21 protein-coding genes are annotated in these 22,129 nt (G+C 66.3%); 8 read left to right on the top strand and 13 right to left on the bottom strand.

Annotated elements, in window-relative coordinates:
- Positions 1-5 precede the first annotated feature (5 nt).
- Entirely contained in the window at positions 6-1,160 is a 1,155-nt protein-coding gene (locus ACSC1S_RS04360; protein ID WP_435363312.1) for an alpha/beta hydrolase family protein, read from the bottom strand.
- 108 nt (positions 1,161-1,268) lie between these two features.
- Here ACSC1S_RS04360 and ACSC1S_RS04365 point away from each other — a divergent pair, with 108 nt between their 5' ends.
- Both ACSC1S_RS04365 and ACSC1S_RS04370 read left to right on the top strand, forming a co-directional pair.
- Complete coding sequence (locus tag ACSC1S_RS04365; protein ID WP_435363313.1) at positions 1,269-3,275, top strand: AMP-binding protein; 2,007 nt, start codon at positions 1,269-1,271, stop codon at positions 3,273-3,275.
- Positions 3,276-3,316: 41 nt separating this feature from the next.
- Positions 3,317-4,417: a sensor histidine kinase gene (locus ACSC1S_RS04370; RefSeq protein WP_435363314.1), complete on the top strand. Its 1,101-nt coding sequence runs from the start codon at positions 3,317-3,319 to the stop codon at positions 4,415-4,417.
- A gap of 17 nt (positions 4,418-4,434) precedes the next feature.
- Here the strand turns inward: ACSC1S_RS04370 and ACSC1S_RS04375 are convergent, their stop codons facing one another.
- Positions 4,435-5,148: a hypothetical protein gene (locus ACSC1S_RS04375; protein WP_435363315.1), complete on the bottom strand. Its 714-nt coding sequence runs from the start codon at positions 5,146-5,148 to the stop codon at positions 4,435-4,437.
- A 38-nt stretch (positions 5,149-5,186) separates the two neighbouring features.
- A complete protein-coding gene (locus ACSC1S_RS04380) occupies positions 5,187-5,618 on the bottom strand; it encodes a GerW family sporulation protein (protein ID WP_435363316.1) in 432 nt (143 codons plus the stop codon).
- Positions 5,619-5,802: 184 nt separating this feature from the next.
- Here ACSC1S_RS04380 and ACSC1S_RS04385 point away from each other — a divergent pair, with 184 nt between their 5' ends.
- Positions 5,803-6,531 carry a hypothetical protein gene (locus ACSC1S_RS04385; RefSeq protein WP_435363317.1) on the top strand — a complete coding sequence of 243 codons (729 nt, stop codon included), beginning with the start codon at positions 5,803-5,805 and terminating at the stop codon, positions 6,529-6,531.
- A gap of 1 nt (position 6,532) precedes the next feature.
- The gene (locus tag ACSC1S_RS04390) at positions 6,533-7,165 is read left to right on the top strand and encodes a PH domain-containing protein (protein WP_435363318.1); all 633 of its coding nucleotides are present in this window, start codon (positions 6,533-6,535) and stop codon (positions 7,163-7,165) included.
- Here the strand turns inward: ACSC1S_RS04390 and dnaJ are convergent.
- The 3 genes from dnaJ to ACSC1S_RS04405 all read right to left on the bottom strand — a co-directional run bounded on the left by dnaJ (position 7,162) and on the right by ACSC1S_RS04405 (position 11,499).
- Positions 7,162-8,340, bottom strand: coding sequence for a molecular chaperone DnaJ (gene dnaJ / locus ACSC1S_RS04395; RefSeq protein ID WP_435363319.1), 1,179 nt, complete (start codon positions 8,338-8,340; stop codon positions 7,162-7,164). The genes ACSC1S_RS04390 and dnaJ overlap by 4 nt on opposite strands.
- A gap of 174 nt (positions 8,341-8,514) precedes the next feature.
- Positions 8,515-10,365 carry a molecular chaperone DnaK gene (dnaK, locus tag ACSC1S_RS04400; RefSeq protein ID WP_435363320.1) on the bottom strand — a complete coding sequence of 617 codons (1,851 nt, stop codon included), beginning with the start codon at positions 10,363-10,365 and terminating at the stop codon, positions 8,515-8,517.
- Positions 10,366-10,512: 147 nt separating this feature from the next.
- Positions 10,513-11,499, bottom strand: a complete 987-nt coding sequence (locus ACSC1S_RS04405; protein ID WP_435363321.1) for a nucleotide exchange factor GrpE — start codon at positions 11,497-11,499, stop codon at positions 10,513-10,515.
- 129 nt (positions 11,500-11,628) lie between these two features.
- Here ACSC1S_RS04405 and ACSC1S_RS04410 point away from each other — a divergent pair, with 129 nt between their 5' ends.
- Positions 11,629-12,990, top strand: a complete 1,362-nt coding sequence (locus tag ACSC1S_RS04410; RefSeq protein ID WP_435363322.1) for a DEAD/DEAH box helicase family protein — start codon at positions 11,629-11,631, stop codon at positions 12,988-12,990.
- 11 nt (positions 12,991-13,001) lie between these two features.
- Here ACSC1S_RS04410 and ACSC1S_RS04415 read toward each other — a convergent pair whose 3' ends face one another.
- A complete protein-coding gene (locus ACSC1S_RS04415; RefSeq protein ID WP_435363323.1) occupies positions 13,002-13,412 on the bottom strand; it encodes a hypothetical protein in 411 nt (136 codons plus the stop codon).
- Between the two features lie 94 nt (positions 13,413-13,506).
- On the opposite strand from ACSC1S_RS04415, the gene ACSC1S_RS04420 reads away from it, so the two are divergent.
- On the top strand, positions 13,507-15,033 hold the full coding sequence (locus ACSC1S_RS04420) for a DUF790 family protein (protein WP_435363324.1): 1,527 nt from the start codon (positions 13,507-13,509) through the stop codon (positions 15,031-15,033).
- Positions 15,034-15,189: 156 nt separating this feature from the next.
- On the opposite strand, the gene ACSC1S_RS04425 is transcribed toward ACSC1S_RS04420, so the two are convergent.
- The 3 genes from ACSC1S_RS04425 to ACSC1S_RS04435 form a co-directional block, all read right to left on the bottom strand.
- Positions 15,190-15,615, bottom strand: coding sequence for a CBS domain-containing protein (locus ACSC1S_RS04425; protein WP_435363325.1), 426 nt, complete (start codon positions 15,613-15,615; stop codon positions 15,190-15,192).
- A gap of 138 nt (positions 15,616-15,753) precedes the next feature.
- Entirely contained in the window at positions 15,754-16,263 is a 510-nt protein-coding gene (locus ACSC1S_RS04430; RefSeq protein WP_435363326.1) for a DUF7122 family protein, read from the bottom strand.
- Positions 16,260-17,168: an RsmB/NOP family class I SAM-dependent RNA methyltransferase gene (locus tag ACSC1S_RS04435; RefSeq protein ID WP_435363327.1), complete on the bottom strand. Its 909-nt coding sequence runs from the start codon at positions 17,166-17,168 to the stop codon at positions 16,260-16,262. Before ACSC1S_RS04435 ends, ACSC1S_RS04430 begins: the two co-directional genes overlap by 4 nt.
- Before the next feature lie 81 nt (positions 17,169-17,249).
- Between ACSC1S_RS04435 and ACSC1S_RS04440 the strand changes: the two genes are divergently transcribed.
- On the top strand, positions 17,250-17,987 hold the full coding sequence (locus tag ACSC1S_RS04440) for a proteasome assembly chaperone family protein (RefSeq protein ID WP_435363328.1): 738 nt from the start codon (positions 17,250-17,252) through the stop codon (positions 17,985-17,987).
- A gap of 27 nt (positions 17,988-18,014) precedes the next feature.
- Here ACSC1S_RS04440 and ACSC1S_RS04445 read toward each other — a convergent pair whose 3' ends face one another.
- The 3 genes from ACSC1S_RS04445 to ACSC1S_RS04455 all read right to left on the bottom strand — a co-directional run bounded on the left by ACSC1S_RS04445 (position 18,015) and on the right by ACSC1S_RS04455 (position 20,715).
- Positions 18,015-18,797 carry an ABC transporter ATP-binding protein gene (locus ACSC1S_RS04445; protein ID WP_435363329.1) on the bottom strand — a complete coding sequence of 261 codons (783 nt, stop codon included), beginning with the start codon at positions 18,795-18,797 and terminating at the stop codon, positions 18,015-18,017.
- On the bottom strand, positions 18,785-19,567 hold the full coding sequence (locus ACSC1S_RS04450) for an ABC transporter permease (protein ID WP_435364585.1): 783 nt from the start codon (positions 19,565-19,567) through the stop codon (positions 18,785-18,787). The genes ACSC1S_RS04445 and ACSC1S_RS04450 overlap by 13 nt, the downstream gene beginning before the upstream one ends.
- A gap of 89 nt (positions 19,568-19,656) precedes the next feature.
- Positions 19,657-20,715, bottom strand: coding sequence for an ABC transporter substrate-binding protein (locus ACSC1S_RS04455; RefSeq protein ID WP_435363330.1), 1,059 nt, complete (start codon positions 20,713-20,715; stop codon positions 19,657-19,659).
- A 248-nt stretch (positions 20,716-20,963) separates the two neighbouring features.
- Here ACSC1S_RS04455 and ACSC1S_RS04460 point away from each other — a divergent pair, with 248 nt between their 5' ends.
- The gene (locus tag ACSC1S_RS04460) at positions 20,964-22,085 is read left to right on the top strand and encodes a pyridoxal phosphate-dependent aminotransferase (protein WP_435317705.1); all 1,122 of its coding nucleotides are present in this window, start codon (positions 20,964-20,966) and stop codon (positions 22,083-22,085) included.
- Positions 22,086-22,129 lie beyond the last annotated feature (44 nt).

Here is a 22,129-nt window from a genome sequence, read left to right on the forward strand (position 1 = left end):
GGCGGTTATCGGTCGGCTCGAAGCGTGTCGAGTACGACGGGCCAGGCGTCGATCGCGGCCTCGGCATCGCCCAGTGCGGACCCGCCGAAGCCAGCCACGCGCTCGCGGTAGTCGTGGTACGGTTCGACGATACCGTGACCGCCGTCGGGGTGGTCGACGTGGGTCGTCTCGCGACCCGCCTGGTCGCGCCACATCGTGATGCGCTCGCAGAACGCGGTCGCGGGCCAGACGGTGTCGTGGCCGCCGGAGACGACGGTCACGGTCTCGACGTCGGCCCAGGGGAGGGCCGCGGCGTCCATGGCGTCGAAGCTGGCGTCGCCGACGGCGCGCTGGAAGCGGCTGGGAGCTGGACTGTCGGCGTCCCCGGATTCGGCGTCCTCGTCGGGAAGCGAGATGGGCGACACGAACTCCGCTGCACCTGCGATGCCGGGGAAGGCGTACGCCGAGGGTGCGTAGCCGACGACCGTGTCGACGGCGTCGTGGCTGGCACCGACGAGCGCGGCGGCCTCGGTCCCGCGGCCAGCCCCGAACAGCGAGACCGGGGTCTGCACGTCATCGCGGGCGGCCAACTGGTCGACCGCCTCCGTGGCAGATGCCAAAGAGAAATCGACCGATTCGTCGTCGTCGTGGTCAGGTACCAGCACCGCGACACCGGCCGTCGCGAGGGCTTCGACCTGGCGAGCGTGGTCGATGTCGTCGCCGTCGGACAGGAAGACCGCACCCGGATGGGGTCCGTCACCCGGCGGAAGGAAGAGTTCGGCGTCGCCGTCTTCCAGGGGCTCGACCGTCACACTGGAATCCACGAGTGTCCGGGTCGTGTCTCCCCGAAGCAGCTCGTCGTCGACCTTCGCCGAGACCGCGATGGAGACCTGTTCGGACTCGTCGAAGATGGCATAGGGGAACTGGTACTCCTCTTCGGGTCGGAGCTGCGAGAGGGGCATCGCGTCTCCGATATCTGGGCCGCGGACGACGTTCGCTTTCGTGGTGTCGAGGTCGCCGTCGGTGGTCGTCCGGTAGATGGTCTGTGCGTTCAACTCCCGGCCGGCGTCGTCGGTGACGGTCAGTCGGACCGACACCTCGTCCATGGTGGGACCGCCGGAGAGCTGGATCGGCAAGGGCTCGCCGACGCGCGTTTCGTCGGGGAGCGAGAGTTCAGGCATGCTGGTTCGGTGGCCCGCCAGCGGGGTAAGGGTCACGACCGAGGGCGGAAAGCATCACGAAAGAAGAGGGCAATTTCTTTGTCACCCCGACGAGTTTTTCCGGACGAGATGGAATCCCTGGAAGACGTATCCGAGGTGGCGTTCGAACCGTCCCGCGAGTTCGTCGAGTCGACGAACGTCTGGGCGTTCATGCAGGACTACGATATCGCCGACTACGACGAACTCATCGAGCGAACCACGCAGGAGGTCGAGGGGGTCGACGAGAGCGGGGTCGACTGGTTCTGGGACGAACTGGTCAACTACCTCGACATCGAGTTCTACGAGGAATATGATTCAGTGCGTGACGACAGCGACGGCCCGCAGTTCACGGACTGGTACCCCGGCGGGAAGATCAACATCGCCCACAACACGCTCGACCGCTGGGCCGAGGTCGACGAGGCGACACGGAACTCGGTCGCCTGCATCTGGGAGGGCGAACCGGGCGACGTGCGCGAGGTCACGTACCACGAACTCCACCGGCAGGCGAACAAGGTCGCGAACTACCTCGAATCGACGGGCATCGAGACGGGCGACACGGTCGGCCTCTACATGCCGATGGTGCCCGAGGTCATCTCCATCCTCTACGGCTGTTTCAAGGTCGGTGCCATCGCAGTGCCCATCTTCTCGGGCTTCGGGGTCGACGCGACCGCGACCCGCATCGCGGACTCGGAGTGCTCTGTGCTGTTCACCGGTGACGGCTTCTACCGCCGCGGCGGCGAGATCACCCTCAAGGGGGCAGCCGACGAGGCCATCGACGAGGCCGGCTACGTCGAGCACACCGTCACCTTCCAGCGCCTCGGCCACGAACCGGGCGAGGAGCTTCCCTGGGACGACGAGCGCGACGAGACCTGGGACGAGGCGGTCGAGACGCAGGACGACGACTACGAGACGAAGGAGCTCGATTCGAGCCAGGAGTCCATGCTGCTGTACTCCTCCGGCACCACGGGCAAGCCGAAGGGTATCGTCCACACCCACGCCGGCGTCCAGCTGCAGTGTGCGAAAGAACTCTACTTCGGCTTCGACCTGAAGCCTTCTGATAGATTCTTCTGGGTCTCCGACATCGGCTGGATGATGGGCCCGTGGACGCTCATCGGGAACCACTCCTTCGGGAACACGATGTTCATGTACGAGGGCGCGCCGGACCACCCCGAACCCGACCGGTTCTGGGAGATGGTCGACCGTCACAAACTGACCCAGTTCGGCATCTCGCCGACCGCGATTCGCGCCCTGCGCAAGCACGGCGACGAGTGGCTAGAGGGCCACGACCTCTCCAGCCTGCGCATCCTCGGTTCCACGGGAGAACCCTGGGACCCCGAGTCCTGGCAGTGGTTCATCGACAACGTGGGTGGCGGCGAGGCACCCATCATCAACATCTCCGGCGGCACGGAGATCTGCGGGTGCTTCCTCATGCCGATGCCCATCAACGACCTCAAGCCCTGCACCCTCGGCGGGCCGGGCCTCGGGATGGACATCGACATCGTGGACTCCGCGGGCGAATCCATCGCGGACACCCACGAGCGCGGCTTCCTCGTGGCGCGTGACTCCTGTCCGAGCATGACCAAGAGCCTCTGGTCGGGGGACGAGCGATACCTCGAGGAGTACTGGTCGTCGTTCGAGGACCCGCCGATGTGGGACCACGGCGACTGGGCCCAGAAGGACGAAGACGGCTTCTGGTTCCTCCACGGCCGCGCCGACGACGCCCTCAACGTCGCTGGGAGAAAGGTCGGCCCTGCAGAGGTCGAGGGCGCGCTCATCGACCACCCCGCAGTCAATCAGGCAGCGGCGGTCGGCGCTCCCGACGACACGACTGGCACTGCCGTCATCGCCTACGTCATCCTCGAGGACGGCGTCGCGGAGACCGACGACCTCAAGGACGAACTTCGCGCACAGGTCGGCGAGGAACTCGGCAAGCCGTTCCGTCCGCGTGAGGTCCTGTTCGTCGACGAGTTCCCGAAGACCCAGTCCGGGAAGATAATCCGTCGCGCCATCGGCGCGACCTACAAGGGTGAGGAACTCGGCGACATGTCCAGCATCGAGAACCCCGAGGCGCTCGAGAACCTCGAAGACGCGCGCTGACACACGTAGCAGGTTAAACGTCCGCGGACCCTACACACTCCGTGGACGGGACGTCCAGGAAGACACAGGGGCCGGTCACGCAACTGAAGCGGTGGTCGCTCGTCAGCATCGGCGCGATCGCAATCGTATTCTCCATCGGTAGCTACGCCATCGAACAGGACGCCGGTATCTTCGATGCACTCGTTGCACTCCTGCCATCCCTCGTCGGCCTCTGGATCGTCGTGACCGGCTATCGCGTCGCCCGAAGCGACATGGAGCCCAACCGTGTCTGGAAACTGACCCGGCGGGCACTGCTCGGTGCGGCGGTCGCCGGCTTCGGGACGGTCGGTATCATCCTGCTCCTCGCCCTCACCCTGGTCGGTCCCGATATGGCCCAGCTCCTCTTCGAGAACGTTCTCGAACTGAACACCTCTTTCCTCGGCCAGCTCGTCATCATCGACGTCCTGCTCGCGACCATCATCGGCGAGGGCGGGGGACTGCTCATCGGCATCTACGAGGACCGGATGGAACACCGGACACGCGAACTCGAACGCGCCAACGAACGCCTCGACGAGTTCGCGGGCGTGGTGACCCACGACCTTCGCAACCCGCTGACGGTGGCGGACCTCAACATGCACCTCGCCCACGAGACCGGGGACGAGAAGTACTTCGACGCGGTCGACCGGGCGCACAGTCGCATGGAGGCGATAATCGAAGACGTGTTGACGCTCGCCCGGAACAGCGGGGAACTCACGGCGCTCGAACCGGTCGACATCTCGCAGGTCGCACGGGACGCCTGGGAGACGACCGACACGAGAGACGGCACCTTCGACGTGACGGTCACGGGCCTGGTCACCGCCGACCCGGCACGCCTGCGAACGCTGTTCGAGAACCTGTTCCGGAACGCGCTGGACCACGGCGGGCCGACGACGCACGTCGTCGTCGGTAACCTCCAGGGTGGGGGGTTCTTCGTCGCCGACGACGGCCCCGGCATCGCCGTGGCCGAGCGAGACCACGTCTTCGATGCTGGGTACACGACCAGCGACGATGGCACGGGCTTCGGCCTCGCTATCGTCAAGCGAATCGCGGACGCCCACGGCTGGTCGGTCCGCGTGTCTGAGAACCCGGCAGGCCGCGGCGCGCAGTTCGAATTCCGTCGGTGAGTCGAGCTACAACCGTGCTACAGCGACACGTCGTCGAGTGCCAGCACCGTCTCCTCGGGAGCGTCTCCCGCCGCGACCGCCACGTCGCCAGCCGTCTCCTCGTCGGGGAACAGTATCTCGCACCCGGCCAGCAACGGCGCGAGGACGCCAGCAGCGACGGTCCGCGGGTCCGACAGTGGCGTCCGAACCGCGACGCGCTCGTCGCCCGTCAGCGAGAGCGCCTCCTTCGCCCCGCGAGCACCCGCGAGCAGGTCTGCATGCGAGTACACCCGCTCCTCGGCCCAGAGGATGCCGTCGTCAGGGTGACACGGCTCCGGCGGCATCGTCGGATTCTCGCTCCACACACCGCCCTCCCAGTACCAGTACGCCGGGTTCTCGGGGTCGTCCCCGTACCCGATACGCTGCGTGCCGGCCGGCAGGTCGTAGTCGTCGAGGGCCGCGGTCGGCCCGACGAGGAGCTTCGCGTCGACCGACGCGGGCGGGTCGAACCGGGTCTGTGCCCCGAGCAGTGACGCGCCGAGGAAGGCGAGAACGGGCTGTGCGCAGGATTCCGTGACGACCGCCACGGTGGACCCCGTTCGGACCCCATGGTGGTGCATGAAGTTCCCGGCCTTCCAGGCCGTCGTCAGGAACCGACGGTAGTCGTAGCGCTGGACGCCCGCCCCGGTCGCATACAGGGCGGGGGCGTCGCTCCGGCGGTCACGGGCGAGCACGTCGGCGAGCGTCTCCATAGGCCACGCTTCGGTTCACCCCGGCAAAAACGCCCCGTTTACTCGATGTCGACGTGGAGGACCGAGTCGTCTCCCCCTCGTGATTCAGTGGTATCGTCGTCCGCGGCCCGTCGACCGCTTCCGACCCGGGCGAGCACCGTCCCGGCGAGGACGGCCCCCACGACGAGGCCGGCGAGAACCCCGCGGGCCACGTTCCGACGCTCGTCGAACCGGACGAACCGGGTCTCGCCGTCCGAGATGTCGAGCGCGCCGACCGGGGTCGAGACCACGCCACCGTCGTACCCACCGCCGCTTCCGCTGCCTTCTGTGCCGTCGCCCGACCCGAACCCGCCGCCGTACCCGTACGCCACGCGCGCCACCGGGACGACGGTCCTGTCGCCGTGCTCGACCGGGTCGCCGTACACCGTCCGGACGTGGGCACTGTCGCGCAGGTTCTCTACGGTCGCCTGGAGCGTCTCCGAGAATTGCATGTAATTGATACGTCGGCGAAGCTGATAACCGTTCGCGCGCGAGATGTCCGGAATAGTTTATATCGGGGCCAGTACAGTTTAGTATCCGTTCTGCAACTGGCCTGTATAGGGGCCTATGTCACGACGGATTACAACCGGTATCGTACGCGAACTATACCAGGCTATTTTCAGGCCATCGGACTTCGTGCAGGCGCGGACGAGTTCGTACACCCAGTCCCGGGTCGGGACCCTCGTCGAGGTGAACCGGCTCGTCGTCGTCTATATCGTGAACCTGCTGATGTACGCGATTCCGCTCACGCTGGCTGGCGTCGGTATCCAGAAGAGCCAGCCCGCGCCGGAGTGGTTCGCGAACTCGGTGTTCGCATTGCTCGCCGAACCGACGCCGCTGTGGCAGTTCTGGACCGCACTCCTCGAGAACTGCTCGTTCATCACGGTCGCGCTCATCATCACGCTCGTCAACTACCACGCGGCGGTCGCGCTGCTGTTGAGCTCGCGGGGTATCCTCCAGACCATGCACACCGTCGTCTACACGACGAGTGCGTACCTGGCGGCTATCTTCACGCTCGTGATGCACCTCTCGACGAGTCCGTCCATCCAGGTCGCAGACGACCTGGTCATCAACGTCCAGAAGGCGTTCTTCTACTTCTTCATCGACACGCTCGGGTCGAACCTCGAGTTACCGCAGGGCCGACCCGAACAGATACTCATCGAGAACGTCACGCAGGAGGGCCAGCTCGTCATCGCCGGCCTGGTCATCTCGCTGCTGTACTACCTCTACTCGCTGTACCTCGGCGCTCGCCTGAACCACGGCACGTCGCGAGTGACGGCACTGCTCGTCATCGGTGCTGTCGGTGCCGCTCCGGCGCTGTACGTCGTCGGAATCATCCTCGCGAACACCTACGGAGCAGTCTAACATGGCAGGAGATACACATACCAACGTCGCATCGGCACGTGAACAGGGGCTCGGCTCGAAGGCCGTCATGCGGGTCACCCCGACGACCAAACTCGTCCTGATATACATCGGGGTGCTCGCGGTCGTCGGGACCGGTCTCGGCCTGTACTTCCTCACGAACAAGCAGGCCCTCGGCGAACAGGGCTACGGGGGTATCGCCGGCTGGATCATCATCCTCCTGACGGTCATCGGATTGATCCGACTGACCATCCAGTTCCTCGTGCTCCGGCGGACGGAGTACGTCCTCACGCGCGACTCCATCCGTCGCGAGTACGACCTGCTCTACAGCGAGAAATCACGCGAACTCCCCATCTCGAAGGTTCGTGGCGTCGAACTCCGCCGTGGCCGCCTGCAGGCGATGCTCGGCTTCGGCGACGTGTCGTTCCTCGCGGCGGGGACCAACCGGAGTATCGGCTACATCGACTTCGAGAACACCGACGACCCGCACAAGGTCCGCAAGAAGGTGTTCGAACTCATGGAGACCTACGACGGCCACGCCCGGTACGAGCGACAGACTGCACAGCCGACCCCCGGTGCAGTCCAGCAGGAACAGTCGCCGCCGGAGCACGCTGATGCGCCGGAAGCCGACGACTAGAACGAGTTCTTGATCTTCTTCCAGAAGCCCTTCTTCACTTCGACCTCCTCTCCGCCAGCCTCGGCGAACGCCTCCAGCGCCTCGCGCTGCTCGTCGTTGAGGCTGTCGGGCGTCACGACCTGGACCTGCACGTAGAGGTCGCCGTGACCGCTGCGGCGGAGCCGGGGCATCCCCTCACCGCGGAGCCGGATGGTCTCACCGCTCTGGGTGCCCTCGTCGATGTCGATCTCGACCGGCCCACCGAACGTCTCTATCTCGATGGTGTCACCGAACACGGCCTGCGGGAACGAGATGGGCAGCCGGTAGTAGAGGTCGTCGCCGTCGCGCTCGAAGTCGCCGCTCTGGTCGACCGACACCTCGATGAGCAGGTCGCCCTTCGGTGCGCCGGGGTCGCCCGGTGCGCCCTCACCGCCGAGGCGGACCGACTGGCCGTCGCGGATACCTGCGGGAATCTCGACGGTCAGCGTCGTCTCTGCCTCGACGATACCGCGGCCGCGACAATCGTCACAGGTCTCGTCGTATATCTCGCCCTCGCCCTCACACTGGCGGCAGGTCTGGGTTTGCTGGACGCGGCCGAGCGGGGTCTGCTGGACCTGCGTCACCCGACCCTGGCCGTTACAGTTCGCACAGGTCTCCGAATCCGCCTCGGGCGGGTGCCCGTGGCCCTCGCAGGTGTCACAGTGCTCGGGCCGGGTGATGGTCACCTGCTTCTCGATGCCGTGATACACGTCCTCGAGGTCGAGCGTGGTCCGCGTCCGGAGGTCGCGGCCCGGGCGGGGACCCCGGTCGCGCTGGCCCTGCCCGCGCTGGCCACCGCCACCGAAGAACTGCTCGAAGATGTCGTTGATGTCGCCCATGCCGCCGCCGCCACCGAAGGGACCGCCACCCCCACCGCCGAAGCCACCGGCACCCCCCATGCCGCCACGGCCGTCGAAGCCGCCGCGCTTTTCGGCCTCCTTGAAGCGGTCGTGACCCATCTGGTCGTAGGCCTGGCGTTTCTCCTCGTCGGTGAGGACCTCCTTGGCCTTCTTCACCTGCTTGAACTTCTCTTCGGCGTCCTCCGCGTCGGAGACGTCGGGGTGATACTCGGCGGCCTTCTTTCGGTAGGCCTGCTTGATCTCGTCCTCGGACGCGTCCCTGCTCACGCCGAGGGCGTCATAGAAGTCCTCGCTCATTCGTTACCAGTCGATAGCAGATTGAACCACTTGAAAAGAACGGGTTTGGTCGGCGAGTCGGTGAACCGCTAGCGAGCGCCGGGTCTTGGGGCCCGAACGCCACCTGATCGGCGTACGCTTCTTCGTCTTTGTCCATCCCCAGAACGCGGCGCGTTCTGGTGGGCAGACGGGGAGTTACTCCTCGTCCACGTCCTCGAAGTCGGCGTCGACGAACTCGTCGTCGTCACCGCCGGGTGCAGCACCGCCCATGCCGCCACCCATGCCGCCGCCCTGGGCTGCGGCCTCCTGGTCGTACATCTGCTTGCCGATCTCCTGGAGCTCCGTCGAGAGGGCCTTCGTCGCCTCCTCGATGTCCTCCTTCGTGGACTCGGAATCCGCGACGACGTCTTCGACGTTCTCCATCTCGGCCTCGATGGCGTCGCGGAGGTCGTCGTCGACGTTCTCCTCGTTCTCCTCGAGGATGGTCTCGGCGCGCTGGAGCGTCGCCTCGGCGCTGTTCTTCGCCTCGATGCGCTCACGGCGCTGGCGGTCCTCCTCGGCGTGCTCTTCGGCTTCCTCCTGCATCCGCTTGACCTCGGTGTCCGAGAGGCCGGCACCGCCTTCGATGGTGATGTCCTCGCGGTTGCCCGAGCCCTTGTCCTCGGCGGAGACGTTCACGATACCGTTCTCGTCGATGCTGAAGGTGACCTCGATCTGGGGCGTGCCTGCCGGTGCCGGCGGGATGCCGGTGAGGTGGAACTCGCCGAGCAGTTCGTTGTCGGCGGCCATCTCGCGCTCACCCTGGAAGACGCGGACCTGGACGGACGTCTGATTGTCCGCGGCGGTCGTGAAGATCTTCGACTCCTCGGTCGGGATGGTCGTGTTCTTCTCGATGAGGCGCTCGAACAGGCCACCCTTGACCTCGATACCGAGCGAGAGCGGCGTCACGTCGAGCAGGACGATGTCGTCGACCTCGCCGCCCAGCACACCACCCTGGATGGCCGCGCCCAGCGCGACGGCCTCGTCGGGGTTGACGTTCTTCTTCGGCTCGCTGCCGATCATCTCCTCGACCTTGTCGAGGACCTGCGGCATGCGCGTGGAGCCACCGACGAGGAGCACCTCGTCGATGTCGTCCATCTCGTACTCGGCGTCCTCGAGGGCCTGCTCCGTCGGGGCGACCGTGCGGTCGATGAGGTCCTGGGTCAGGTTCTCGAACTTCGCACGGGTCAGGCTCTTCTCGAGGTGGATGGGGCCGTCGTCGGTCGCCGTGATGAACGGCAGGTTGATCTCGGTCTCCTTGCGCGAGGAGAGCTCGATCTTGGCCTCCTCCGCGGCGTCCTTGAGGCGCTGGAGCGCCTGCCGGTCGTCGCGGAGGTCGATGCCGTGGTCGTCCTCGAACTCGTCGGCGAGCCAGTCGATGATGGCCTCGTCCCAGTCGTCACCACCGAGGTCGTTGTCCCCGTTCGTGGCGACGACCTCGTACACGCCGCCACCCAGGTCGAGGATGGAAACGTCGAACGTGCCACCACCCAGGTCGTACACGAGGATGGTCTGGTCGGAGTCGTCGTCGAGCCCGTACGCCATCGCGGCGGCGGTCGGCTCGTTGATGATGCGCTCGACCTCGAAGCCGGCGATCTCGCCGGCGTCCTTGGTCGCCTGGCGCTGGCGGTCGCTGAAGTAGGCGGGCACCGTGATGACGGCCTTCTCGACGTCCTCGCCGAGGTACTCCTCGGCGTCACGCTTGAGCTTCTGGAGAATCATCGCGGAGATCTGCTCTGGCGTGTAGTCCTCGCCATCGATATCGACCGCGTAGTCGTCGCCCATGTGGCGCTTGATGGACGCGATGGTCCGTTCGGGGTTCTGGATGGCCTGGTTCTTGGCCGGTTTTCCGACGAGTCGCTCACCGTCTTCGGTAAACGCGACGACAGATGGAGTCGTCCGGTTACCTTCACTGTTCACGATAATCTCGGGATCGCCACCTTCCATCACGGCGAAGGCGGAGTTAGTGGTCCCAAGGTCGATACCGAGAATCTTGTTGCTCGCCATGTTACAGGATTATACCTCCCTTGAAGGTTTAAAACTTGCTTTACCTAACTATCTGACGAATTAAAGGTGTCAAAAGGCTATAAAACGGCTCTACACGCCAATTTTCACGAGTTCTCCAGTAACGTTTAGTCTCGCTGAGAGGAATCTTCACTCCCTTTCGCCGACAGTTTCACCGGACTTCTCCCCGCCCGGCTGTGGCTGCTCCGCGGTGTCGCCGACCTCGCCACCGTCGGAGGCCGTGGAGTCAGCTGTTTCGGGGCTCCCCTCTTCGACCTCGCCGCCGAGCGGGACCGCTTCTTCCTCGCCCTCGTAGTCGGAGCCGTTGCTCACGGTGACCTGCGCGGTCTGGATGACCTTCCCGCCCATCTCGTACCCCGGACGGTAGACGTCGACGATGGTGCCGTCGGGCTTGTCGCTGTCCACGCGGACCATCACCTCGTGGCGCTGGGGGTCGACCTCTGTGCCCGGCTCCGGCGAGACCTCCTCGACGTTCTCGTCCTCGAGGACGCGGTCGAACTCTCGGAGCGTCGCCTGGATACCGTCACGGATGTCGGCCCCCTCGTCCTGGTCGAGAGCGCGGACCAGGTTGTCCCGGACCGGGACGACTCGCTCGACGAGGTCCTCGGTCGCACGCTCCTGGATCTGCTCTTGCTTCTTCTTCGAGCGCTCCTTGTAGTTCTTGAAGTCGGCCTGCTTGCGGACCAGGCGCTGCTTGAGGTCCTCGCGTTCCTCGCGAAGCTCGTCGCGCTCGGCCTCGAGTTCGTCCACGGTCTCGCGGAGGGTCTCGGCTTCGTCCTTCAGCTCGAACGCTCGCTGGATTATCGTCTCCACCTCGGAGCCAAGCTCCTCGTCGAGGGCCGTGATGCGGTCGACGAGGTCGTCGCCGACCTGGGTCTCCCCGACCGTTTCGGCGTCCGTCTCGGGAGCCGCGGATTCGGTCCACTCGAACTCGTCTTCGCTGTCGTCGTCCGCGTCGCCGTCGGATGCAGCTGTGTCAGCGGCTGTCTCCGCCTCGGCGTCACCCGTCGCCTGCTCGGGAGCGTCGACGGGGGCCGACTCCGCATCCTCTGGAGCGTCTTCCACCGCCTCCGTCGCCTCGGAGGGCGGCGTCTCCGTGTCCTCGTCTTCGTCCATGTGCGGAACAAAACCCGCCAGACACCAAAAGGGTTCAGGTACGACGACGGTGGCGACCGCCAGCCGGTCGGAGATGGTGACCGGGTACTCCCCAACGTCTTATACCGCCCGCGGGGCAACCTCCGGCCGATGACGGTCACGCTCCGGTACGAGAACGGGACGGTCCGGGTCGAGAGCGACGGCTCCCAGCCCCTCCCGGGCGTGGTCACGGACGACCGAAGCGGGACCGGCCGGGTTCCGGGGGCAGAGTACGCGGCACTCGTCCACGACCTCGACCAGCACGGCATCGAGAATCGTGACGAGGTGCTCGACCTTCCCGCAGTCGGCGACCTCACGTCGACGTACGAGCTTCGGGACTACCAGCACGAGGCGCTGGCGGCGTGGGCGGGTGAATCAGCCGACACGGGGCTCTCGCGTCGTGGCTGCCTCGAACTCCCCACAGGGAGTGGGAAGACCGTAATCGCCATCGCAGCCATCGAGGAGTGCGCAACGCCGACGCTGGTCGTGGTGCCGACGCTCGACCTCGTCGACCAGTGGCGGACTGAACTCGCCGCGGAGTTCGACCAGCCCATCGGACAGCTCGGTGGCGGCGAACAGCGAATCGAACCGCTCACCGTGTCCACGTACGACTCGGCGTACCTCCGGGCCGACGACATCGGTGACAAATTCGAACTGCTCGTCTTCGACGAGGTCCACCACCTCGGGGGCGAAGGCTACCGAGACATCGCCCGGCTCTTCGCCGCGCCGTACCGGCTGGGCCTCACCGCGACGTTCGAGCGCCCCGACGGTGCCCACGAAGCCATCGAGGAGCTCGTCGGGCCGCTCGTCCACCAGCTGTCGGTAGCGGACCTCGCCGGCGACCACCTCGCCGACTACGACGTGAAACGGCTCCGGGTCGAGCTCACACCCGACGAACGCGAGCGCTACGAGGAGAAACAGGGGGTGTTCACCGACTACCTCGCCCGCAGCAACATCCAGCTCCGCAGCGGGAGCGACTACCAGGAACTGGTCAAGCGGTCGGGCACCGACCCCGAGGCGCGAAACGCACTGCTCGCCAAGCAGGAGGCAAAACGCATCATGATGGGCAGCGAGGCGAAACTCCACGCGCTCGCCGACGTCCTCGACAGACACCGCGACGACCGGGTCATCCTCTTTACGGCACACAACGAGCTCGCCTACGATATCTCCGAGCGGTTCCTCGTTCCGGTCATCACGCACCACACTGGAACCGACGAGCGCCGCGACATCCTCGACCGGTTCCGTGACGGCCGGTACTCCCGAGTCGTCACGTCGAACGTCCTCGACGAGGGGGTCGACGTGCCGGATGCGAACGTCGCGGTCATCCTCTCCGGGACGGGGAGCGAGCGCGAGTTCACACAGCGACTGGGCAGAATCCTCCGCCCGAAAGCGGACGGCGGGCGCGCGCTGCTCTACGAAATCGTGAGCGAGGAGACCGCAGAAACCCGGGTCGCCGACCGTCGCCGCGGATGAGCCTGTGGTGACTACGGCCGTTCCCAGTCGACAGAGAGGTCACCGACGGCCTCGAACTCGAAGCTGTAGGTCTGTCCCTCGCCTGGGTCCTGCTGGACTCGCTGTCGCCGACGGTCGACCGCGTCGTCCTTGGACCAGACGAGAACAAGCACGGCGTCCACCGCCTGCGTCCCGGCGTTGGTCACCACCACGTCCACAACGAACCCCTCCTCGGCGGTGGGGAACTCGAACCCGACCTCGACGTCCGCTGCGACGGCCTGCGTGCCCGTCGGTGTCGACCGGTCTTCCGTCGGCTCCTCGTACCCCTCGCTGCCCGGCGGGGTGTGTTCTGCCCCCGGCTGGTCGCCCGGGAGCCGGCCCGTACAGCCGGCGAGTCCCGCAAGGGTGCTTGCGACGGCGGCACAGAAGACGCGGCGCTGCATCGGCGCTGGCTTCGCAGCGGGTGGACGAAACCCTTGTGCCTCGCCTCGGGACCCGAGTGACAGGTTTTTGCGGGCCGCGCCCGGACGTTGAGCCATGCTGACCAAGGACCTGCTTCGGGTCTCGCGCGCCGGAGGCGGCTACCAGCCCCGCTTCGTCGGCGACGACGCCGAAGCGGTCGCTGCCCGCGTCCTCGGCGTATTCCAGGGCCACGTCGGTGAGACCTACGGCGACCTGCAGGACGCGCTGACCGACCTCGAAGGGGACGAGGCTGATTTCAAGCTCGTCCGGGGGTTCGCGAAGCTGGTCGAGCGCGAGGCCACCGTCGAGACCAGCGCACCGATTCCGCCGGAACGCGCGCGTCGAGCCGCCTTCACTGCGGCCGAGGAGGTGGGTGTGGTCACCGACTCGGAGCGGGAGACGGCCATGACCCAGGCCGCTTCCTCGCTCGGGACGAGCCCCGATGCGGTCGCCGAGTCGCTGTACGCTGACCTCCCGGACGAGCAACTCGTCACGGCGGTCGACGCGCGCTGGACCCCCACAGAGCTGGTGGCCCAGTACAACCTTTCGCTGGCGCAGACCGCGCTGTTCGACGCGACGACGGTCCGGGTTCGGTCGTCCGACCCCAGGGCGCTCATCTCGGCGGTCAAACGGTTGCGCCTGATGTACGAGATCGAGCAGACGGCCGACGGCCGGGAGGTCGTCGTGACCGGGCCGGACAGTCTGTTCCGGAACTCACGGCGCTACGGGACGCGGTTCGCGCGGCTGTTGCGGACCGTCGCGAAGACCGACGACTGGCGGCTCGCCGCGACCATCGACGACCGCGGCACCGAGCGCCAGCTGGTGCTCTCGGACGACGACCCGGTTCGCGTGCCGGGGAGCGACCCCGTCGCCGAAGTGAGCTACGACAGCGACGTGGAGGCCGATTTCGCTGCCCGGTTCACGTCGCTCGACCTCGACTGGGACCTCGTCCGGGAGCCGGAACCGCTCGCGACCGGGACGAGGGTGATGATCCCGGACTTCGCGTTCGACTGGGCACCCACTGGCGGGGACGCTGGCGACGAGTTCCGCGTCTACTTCGAGGTGATGGGCTTCTGGACGCCGGAGTACGTCGAGAAGAAGCTCTCCCAGCTGGGCGACCTCGAGGAGGTCGAGATGCTCGTCGCGGTCGACGAATCGCTGGGCGTCGGCGAGGCTATCGAGTCCCTCGACCATCGAGCGATCCCCTACTCTGGCGGGCGAATCCGGGTGAAGGACGTCCGCGACGCGCTCCGCCGGTACGAGGACGAGCTGGTCGCTGCCAGCGCGGCCGCCCTGCCCGACGAGCTCGAACCCGACGACGACGTGGTGACGCTGGCGTCGCTCGCGGCGGAACTGGGGGTTAGCGAAGACGTGGTCGAAGACAAGGCGTTCCCGGCACACGAGCGCGTCGGACGGACCCTCATCCGACCTGCGGTGCTGGAGACGGTACGCGCCGATCTCACGGCTGGACTGTCGCTGGCCGAGGCCGAAGCGGTGCTGGCAGACCACGGCATCGGCGAGACGAGCGCAGTGCTCTCGCGACTCGGGTATCGCGTCGAGTGGGAGGGTTTGAGTGGTGGGACCCTCCACAGGTCGGACTGAAATGTCGGTCCGGTCCGACCGAACGACAGGCGGGTAGATAGAGCGAACAGACGGCACTGCTGTGGTGGTCCCGCGGCGGTGTGCCGTGCAACAGCTGGCCGCCACGGGGCGATGATCAGGTCACGGCGGGCATTGCTGCCCGTTCCGATTTGAACCCTAGTACGGCGGCGACTCGCTCTTGATGACTTCGGAGAGGTCGTTCATCTCCTGGTCGATGAGCACGACGAGGTCGTCGAGCGTGACGAACCCCGCAATCTTCCCGTTCTCGGTCACGGGCATCCGGCGGACGCTGTGCTCTTTCATCTCCGCACAGAGTTCACGGACGCCGATGCTGGCGTCGACGCTGGCGATGTTCTTCTCCATCACGTCGTTCGCCGTCGTCGTCTTCGGGTCTTTGCCCTCGGCGACGACTTTCAGGGCGATGTCCCGGTCCGTGACGATGCCGATGGGCTCCTCGTTCTGGTGGATGACGACGGACCCGACCGCCTTGTTCTTCATCGTCTTGGCGAGGTCGCCGACCGGTGTGTCGGCGGTGGCTGTTACGACGGCGTCTTTCTGTCGAGCGATGTCTAACGTTGGCATTGGTGTACTCCCCGACGCCGGCCGTCCGGCGTCTGCTCTCTCTACGTCGGAAACGACGATATGTGTTAGCAAGTAGCAAAGTAGCGATGTCTCACGGTGCTGGTGATGCGATTTCGAACGTCTCGGAGAACGAGGGGTTTACACGTCGCGCTGACGGCCCTTCGGGACCACGGACCGCAGCTCGCCGTAGAGGAACAGGCCGACGCCGAGCGGTTCGCGCTCGCCGGCGAGATCGTGGGCGGCGATGACGTAGCCCCAGTCGCCGTCGTAGTCCAGTTCCTGGTCTTCGCCATCGGCGAACCGGTGGGCTTCCTCCTCGGAGAGTTCGATGACGTTCTTCGTGGCGGGTTTGCCGAAGCGCTGGACTGCGTCCGTGGTCGGCTTCCAGTGCTCCTGCCGGGTGCGGAGGAACGTCATGCCGACGCCCTCGACCTCGATGTGGTCGGGCACGTCCCCGGCGAACACCCAGATCTTGCCCTTGCCCTTCTCGTAGAAGGTGTGGTCCGCGAAGGTCTCCGGCGGGATGCCGAACCGCTCTTCCCACCAGTCGACGACCTCCTCACGAGTGGCGCGCCCCTCGACCTCGCGGTCGGCCGCCGTGGCCGGGAGGCGGTCGAAGCGGTGACCCTGGTTCGTCTTGTCGCTCATGCTGTCACCTCCAGTTTCGCGGTGAAGAAGCCGCCCGTGTCGTTGTGGTGCGGGTAGACGCGCTTGGCCTTCGCGACCTGCGGGTCGTACGCCTCACCCTCCCACTCGGTGATGCCGGAGACGTGGTCGAGCGCGAGGTCGTAGTCCACGACGCGGCAGTCCTCTTCGGTGAGCACGTGGTCGAGCACGGCCTCGTTCTCCTCGGGCGCGAAGGTACACGTCGAGTAGACGACGGTGCCTCCTTCGCGGGTCACTTGCAGGGCGCGCTTCAGGATACCCTTCTGGATGCCCGCGACCGAGGTGACGTGGCCCATGTTCCAGTTGTCCAGTGCGTCGGGGTTCTTGCGGATGGTCCCCTCACACGAACAGGGCGCGTCGACGAGCACGCGGTCGAACTCCGTGCCGTCGAACGGTTTCAGCGAGTAGTTCCTGGCGTCCTGGTTCGTCACGACGACGTTCGTCACGCCCAGGCGCTCGCAGTTGAACCGCAGTGCGGAGAGGCGGCCGAGGTTGTTGTCGTTCGCGACGAGCGTGCCCGTATCTTCCATCTCGGCGGCCAGTTGCGTGGTCTTCGACCCCGGCGCGGCGCAGGTGTCGAACACGCGGTCACCCGGCTGCGGGTCGAGGACGGTCGGGGGGATGGCCGACACCTCCTCCTGTCCGGTGGTCCAGCCGTGGAAACTCGGCCACGTCGACCCCGGTTTCTCCGTCTCGAGGGTCAACACCTCCGGGTTCCACGCTGTCTGTTCGTACGCGATGCCCGCCTCGTCGAACGCTTCCGTGACGCGCTCTGTGGTGGTCTTCAGGGTGTTCACCCGGACCGCCATCGGTAACGGCCGTTCGCACGCGGCCAGGAACGCCTCGAAATCGTCGACGATGTCTCGATACCGTTCGAACGGCTCCATGCCGCCGGGTTCGTGCGAGGGGGGTTTGTCGCTTTCGAAGCGGGGGGTGCTTTTAGGTCACGTCGGCGTCTCCTGTGAACTATGGCACACGTCAAGCGACGGTCGGACATGGACCTCGAGGGTGCGTTCCTCATCGAAGGGCTCCCGGGTGTGGGGCTGGTCGGGAAGATCGCCACCGACCACCTCATCGAGACCTTCGACATGGAACTCTATGGGACGTGTCACTGCGAGGGGCTCGCCCGAATCGGCATCTACCACGAGGACCAGCGCGAGCTAGAGCCGCCGGTCCGTATCTACGCGGACGAGGAGACCGGCCTCGCGGCCCTGCAGAGCGACGTCCCCGTCGACGCCCAGGCCATCAGCGAGTTCTCCAGTTGCATGACGGGCTGGATCGAGAGCGCTGGCCTGACGCCCATCTATCTCAGCGGGTTGCCCGCCAAGCGAGATGGCAAGCCGGCGATATACGGGGTCGGCACCGCGGGCGGTGTGGCGATGCTGGAGGAGACGGACATCCCACTCCCGTCAGAGAACGGGGTCGTCAGTGGCCCGACCGGGGCGTTGCTCAACCGGGCGGTCGAGACCGGGCTCGACAGCGTCGGTCTGGTCGTCGAGTCCGACCCGAAGTTCCCCGACCCGGAAGCCGCACGCGTCCTCATCGAGGACGGCATCTGCAAGCTCACGGACATCGACGTCGATATCTCGGAACTGGTCGAACGGGCCGAGGAGATCCGTGAGCAGAAGGAACGGCTGGCCAAGCGGATGGAGGAAGCGAAAGAGGAGGAGAGTTCGCAGGCACAGCCGCTCCGGATGTACCAGTAAGCGAGAACGGGCGGGCGGCGTGAGCCGTCAGTGCAGCAGGTCGAGTACGTGTTCGGCGTGCTCGACGAACGCCTCGTCGGTCCGGGTGCGGGGCCGCGCGAGGTCGACGTCGACTATCTCTCGGACACTGCCGGGTCCGTCGCTCAGGACCACGATGCGGTCCGCGAGTTTCACCGCCTCCTCCACGTCGTGCGTGACGAACAGGACCGTTTTCTCGGTCTCGGCCCACACCTCGAGCAGTTCGTCGTGGAGCATGTTCCGCGTCTGGGCGTCGACGCTCCCGAACGGCTCGTCCATCAGCAGTATCTCCGGGTCGACCGCGAGCGCGCGGGCGATGCCGACGCGCTGTTTCATCCCGCCCGAGAGTTCTTTGGGGTAGGCGTCCGCGAACTCCGAGAGGCCGACGAGGTCGAGCATCTCGGTGACGCGCGCTTCGCGGTCTGCTTCGGTGGTGTCCTGCTGTTCGAGGCCGAACGCGACGTTCTCGGAGACGGTCCGCCACGGGAACAGTCCGTACTCCTGGAACACCATCCCGCGGTCGGTGCCGGGGCCCTCCACGCGGTCGCCGCCGAGGAACACGCCGCCCGAGGTTGGAGCTTCCAGCCCCGCGATGATGCGAAAGAGCGTGGTCTTGCCACAGCCGGACGGACCGACGATGCAGACGAACTCGCCGTCTTCGACCTCGAAGGACACGTCGGCGATGGCCTGGACGTCCTGTCGACCGGTCTCGTAGCGCTTCCCGATGGCGTCGACCGAGACGGTCGCGGTGGTGTCCGAGTCCTCGTCCATCGCCTCGTTCACGCTCGCCATGCTAACACCTCCTGCTGGACCTTGCGGAAGGCGGCGTCGCTCACCAGGAACACCGCGCTGATGACCAGCATGTATGCCACACTCACGTCGAGCGCGAGGTTCTGGGCGGCGATGAGGATCTGCTCGCCGACGCCCGGCGGGCCGACCAACTCGGCGGCCACGACGATCATCCAGCACTGGCCGATGCTGGTCCGGATACCCGTGAATATCTCGGGCATGGCGCTCGGCACGACCACCTTCCGGATCATCGTGAGGTCGTCGTCGACGCCGAGGCTCGCGGCGACCTCCTTGAGGTCCTGCGGGACCGCCTCGACGCCGCTGTAGGCGTTGTAGAAGGTGATCCAGAACGCGCCGATGGCGACAATGAAGGTCGCGCCCGTGTGCCCGGTCCCGAACCAGATGATGGCGAAGGCGATCCACGCCAGCGGCGGGATGGGCCGGAGGATGCGGGTCACCGGCGTCAGCGCGTCGTCGACCAGCGTGAACCAGCCCATCGCGATGCCGGTCATGGTCCCCAGCGTCGACCCGATGACCAGCCCCGGCAGGTAGTGCTGGAGGCTCTGGAACAGCCGGACGAACAGCTTCGGCAGCGACACGTCGGTACTCGTGAACGGCAGCGTGTAGGTCGCGTCCGTGGTGAGCTGGCCGTACAGCGCGCCGCCGACCTCCACCGGCGTCGGGAGGATGAACGGCTTGAGTGGCATCGCGACGACCTGCCAGAGGACGAGGAACGCGAGTGTCCCGGCGGCACCCGCTCCGAGGCGTCGCATGTCGATGCGCTCCCGGAGGTCAGCCACGTCGCTGGCTGCGCCGTCGTGTTCCTCGGTGGTCGTCGACGATGCGTCGGCGGTTTCGGTGCTCATTCGTTGGCGACCTCGTCGTACAGGGAATAATCGAAGATGTCCGAGACGCTCAGCTGCTGTTCCGTCTTGCCGAGGCGGCTGGCGTACTCCGCGAATATCTTCGCGCCACCCTCGATGCGGTGCGGGTCCGAGATGAAGTTCGCCCCCTTAGACTCCATGGCCTGCTGCGCGATGTCGACCGGCAGCACGTCCTTCCCGATGACGCTGGCCGCGTCCTCGGCCGCTTTCTCGGGGTTCGCGTTGATGAACTCGGTCGCCCGCTGGTGCTGGCGGAGGAAGTCCTTCGCGAGTTCCGGGCGCTCGTTCCGGAGCCGGTCGTGCATCATCGTGACGGCGGCGGGTTGCCCGGACATGAAGTCGCCCGCCCACGCGATGTTCTGGTAGCCAGCCCCTTTGGACTGGACGATGGTCGGCACCGGTTCCATGATGCTCGTCCCGTCGACCTTGCCCGCGACGAGCGCCTGGCGGACCGGCCCGGCCCCGCCGAGGGACTTGATGTTCACGTCGCTCTCCGGGTCGAGGCCGAGTTCGCTGTCGAGCCAGTAGCGCAGCAGGATGTCCGGGACCGACCCCGGCGGGAAAGTGCCGAAGGTGAACTTCCGGCCCTTCTGTTCCTCGAACTTCGCGAACGCGTCCGCGCCGTGCTCGTCGTAGAGCGCCGCGAACTCGTCGCTGGCCATGATGAGCATCGCCTCCTCGATGTTCGCGCCGGTCACCTTCGCGAAGCCGGTCTTGTCGACGATGATCATCGCCGGGACGACGCCGAACAGGGCCACGTCGTAGTCACCCTTCGCGAACGCCTGCACGATGCTCGGGCCGTCGCTGAACAGTTCGGCCTCGACCGGGGCCGACAGGTCGTCGTAGTACCCCTGCTGGTCCATCACGAAGTGCTGCATGTCGGGGTAGATTGGCATGTACGCGACGTTGAGTGGGTCGCCACCGCTGCTGCCGCCGGTGAGTCCACCGACACAGCCGGCGAGTCCTGCGATGCCGGTGCCTGCTGCCGCCTGTACGAACCGTCGCCGCGAGAGCCGCGAATCGTCGAAACTACTCATTTCCAACGCCTTGACGGTCCAGGCTTAATTCGACAGAGGACACGGTAACTACCTCCGAGAGCCAGTTCGCATCAGTAACGCCGACGTTAGCCGGTGCCGTCGGGCGATTTCGACCCACCTCGGCCGTCCTGCTTCCAGATAACACCTCATAGATAGCAGCGAGTCTTGCCATCGGCGCCCCCGGTGTGAACCACGTGGGAACACGCCTCACATCAAGAGTTATCCGGTCGCCCTGCGCGGTCTATGGTATGACGGAGTTCTCAGACCGCATCGAGCAGGTCAGCATCAGTGGTATCCGGAAGGTCTTCGAAGCCGCAGGCGAGGACGCCATCAACCTCGGCCTGGGCCAGCCGGACTTCCCGACGCCCGAACACGCAAAGGAGGGGGCCATCGCGGCCATCGAGGACGGCAGCGCCGACGCCTACACGTCGAACAAGGGGACGGAGTCGCTCCGCGAGGCCATCAGTGGCCGCTACGCCGCGGACCGCGGGATGGAGGTCGACCCGGAGGACATCATCGCGACCGCCGGCGGCTCCGAGGCGCTCCACATCGCGATGGAGGCCCACGTCGACCCCGGCCAGGAGGTCATCTTCCCCGACCCCGGCTTCGTCGCCTACGACGCCCTCACCCGGATCGCGAGTGGCACCCCGAAGCCCGTCCCGCTTCGTGAGGACCTCACCCTCGATCCCGCGACCGTCGAGGAGAACATCACCGACGACACGGCCGCGTTCGTCGTGAACAGTCCCGGCAACCCGACGGGCGCGGTCCAGTCCGAGGAGGACATGCGCGAGTTCGCCCGCATCGCGGACGAGCACGACGTGCTCTGCATCTCCGACGAGGTGTACGAGCACATCGTCTTCGAGGGTGAACACCGCTCGCCCATCGAGTTCGCCGAGTCCGACAACGTCGTCGTCGTCTCTGCGTGTTCCAAGACGTACTCGATGACCGGCTGGCGGCTCGGGTGGGTCACCGGCTCGACGCGCCGTATCGAGCGCATGCTCCGCGTCCACCAGTACGTGCAGGCGTGCGCCTCGGCTCCGGCGCAGTACGCCGCCGAAGCCGCGCTCTCGGGCGACCAGACCGTCGTCGAGGAGATGGTCGAGACGTTCGAGGAGCGGCGTGACCTCGTCGTCTCCGGGCTCGAAGACATGGGCCTCGAAGTGCCCACGCCGACCGGCGCGTTCTACGTGATGCCGAAGGTCCCCGAGGGCTGGGTTGACGAAGTCATCGAGCGCGGCGTCGTCGTCGTCCCCGGTGATGCGTTCGGCGAGCACGGTGCGGGCTACGCTCGCCTCTCGTACGCGACGAGCACCGAGGAACTGGAGGAGGCACTCGACATCATGCGCGAGGCCACGGAAGCGGTGCGCTGACGCGAGACCCCCGACCCTACACAGTTAGGGCGAACCGCCTTTGC

The sequence above is a fragment of the Haloarchaeobius pelagicus genome (assembly GCF_051207375.1).
In the GTDB taxonomy this organism is placed as follows: domain Archaea; phylum Halobacteriota; class Halobacteria; order Halobacteriales; family Natrialbaceae; genus Haloarchaeobius.

What these genes read in the sequence shown, in the direction of transcription:
- ACSC1S_RS04360 (WP_435363312.1), bottom strand. Translation starts at nt 1,160, where the DNA reads ATGCCTGAACTCTCGCTCCCCGACGAAACGCGCGTCGGCGAGCCCTTG.
- ACSC1S_RS04365 (WP_435363313.1), top strand. Translation starts at nt 1,269, where the DNA reads ATGGAATCCCTGGAAGACGTATCCGAGGTGGCGTTCGAACCGTCCCGC.
- ACSC1S_RS04375 (WP_435363315.1), bottom strand. Translation starts at nt 5,148, where the DNA reads ATGGAGACGCTCGCCGACGTGCTCGCCCGTGACCGCCGGAGCGACGCC.
- ACSC1S_RS04380 (WP_435363316.1), bottom strand. Translation starts at nt 5,618, where the DNA reads ATGCAATTCTCGGAGACGCTCCAGGCGACCGTAGAGAACCTGCGCGAC.
- ACSC1S_RS04390 (WP_435363318.1), top strand. Translation starts at nt 6,533, where the DNA reads ATGGCAGGAGATACACATACCAACGTCGCATCGGCACGTGAACAGGGG.
- dnaJ (WP_435363319.1), bottom strand. Translation starts at nt 8,340, where the DNA reads ATGAGCGAGGACTTCTATGACGCCCTCGGCGTGAGCAGGGACGCGTCC.
- dnaK (WP_435363320.1), bottom strand. Translation starts at nt 10,365, where the DNA reads ATGGCGAGCAACAAGATTCTCGGTATCGACCTTGGGACCACTAACTCC.
- ACSC1S_RS04405 (WP_435363321.1), bottom strand. Translation starts at nt 11,499, where the DNA reads ATGGACGAAGACGAGGACACGGAGACGCCGCCCTCCGAGGCGACGGAG.
- ACSC1S_RS04410 (WP_435363322.1), top strand. Translation starts at nt 11,629, where the DNA reads ATGACGGTCACGCTCCGGTACGAGAACGGGACGGTCCGGGTCGAGAGC.
- ACSC1S_RS04415 (WP_435363323.1), bottom strand. Translation starts at nt 13,412, where the DNA reads ATGCAGCGCCGCGTCTTCTGTGCCGCCGTCGCAAGCACCCTTGCGGGA.
- ACSC1S_RS04420 (WP_435363324.1), top strand. Translation starts at nt 13,507, where the DNA reads ATGCTGACCAAGGACCTGCTTCGGGTCTCGCGCGCCGGAGGCGGCTAC.
- ACSC1S_RS04425 (WP_435363325.1), bottom strand. Translation starts at nt 15,615, where the DNA reads ATGCCAACGTTAGACATCGCTCGACAGAAAGACGCCGTCGTAACAGCC.
- ACSC1S_RS04430 (WP_435363326.1), bottom strand. Translation starts at nt 16,263, where the DNA reads ATGAGCGACAAGACGAACCAGGGTCACCGCTTCGACCGCCTCCCGGCC.
- ACSC1S_RS04435 (WP_435363327.1), bottom strand. Translation starts at nt 17,168, where the DNA reads ATGGAGCCGTTCGAACGGTATCGAGACATCGTCGACGATTTCGAGGCG.
- ACSC1S_RS04440 (WP_435363328.1), top strand. Translation starts at nt 17,250, where the DNA reads ATGGCACACGTCAAGCGACGGTCGGACATGGACCTCGAGGGTGCGTTC.
- ACSC1S_RS04445 (WP_435363329.1), bottom strand. Translation starts at nt 18,797, where the DNA reads ATGGCGAGCGTGAACGAGGCGATGGACGAGGACTCGGACACCACCGCG.
- ACSC1S_RS04450 (WP_435364585.1), bottom strand. Translation starts at nt 19,567, where the DNA reads ATGCGACGCCTCGGAGCGGGTGCCGCCGGGACACTCGCGTTCCTCGTC.
- ACSC1S_RS04455 (WP_435363330.1), bottom strand. Translation starts at nt 20,715, where the DNA reads ATGAGTAGTTTCGACGATTCGCGGCTCTCGCGGCGACGGTTCGTACAG.
- ACSC1S_RS04460 (WP_435317705.1), top strand. Translation starts at nt 20,964, where the DNA reads ATGACGGAGTTCTCAGACCGCATCGAGCAGGTCAGCATCAGTGGTATC.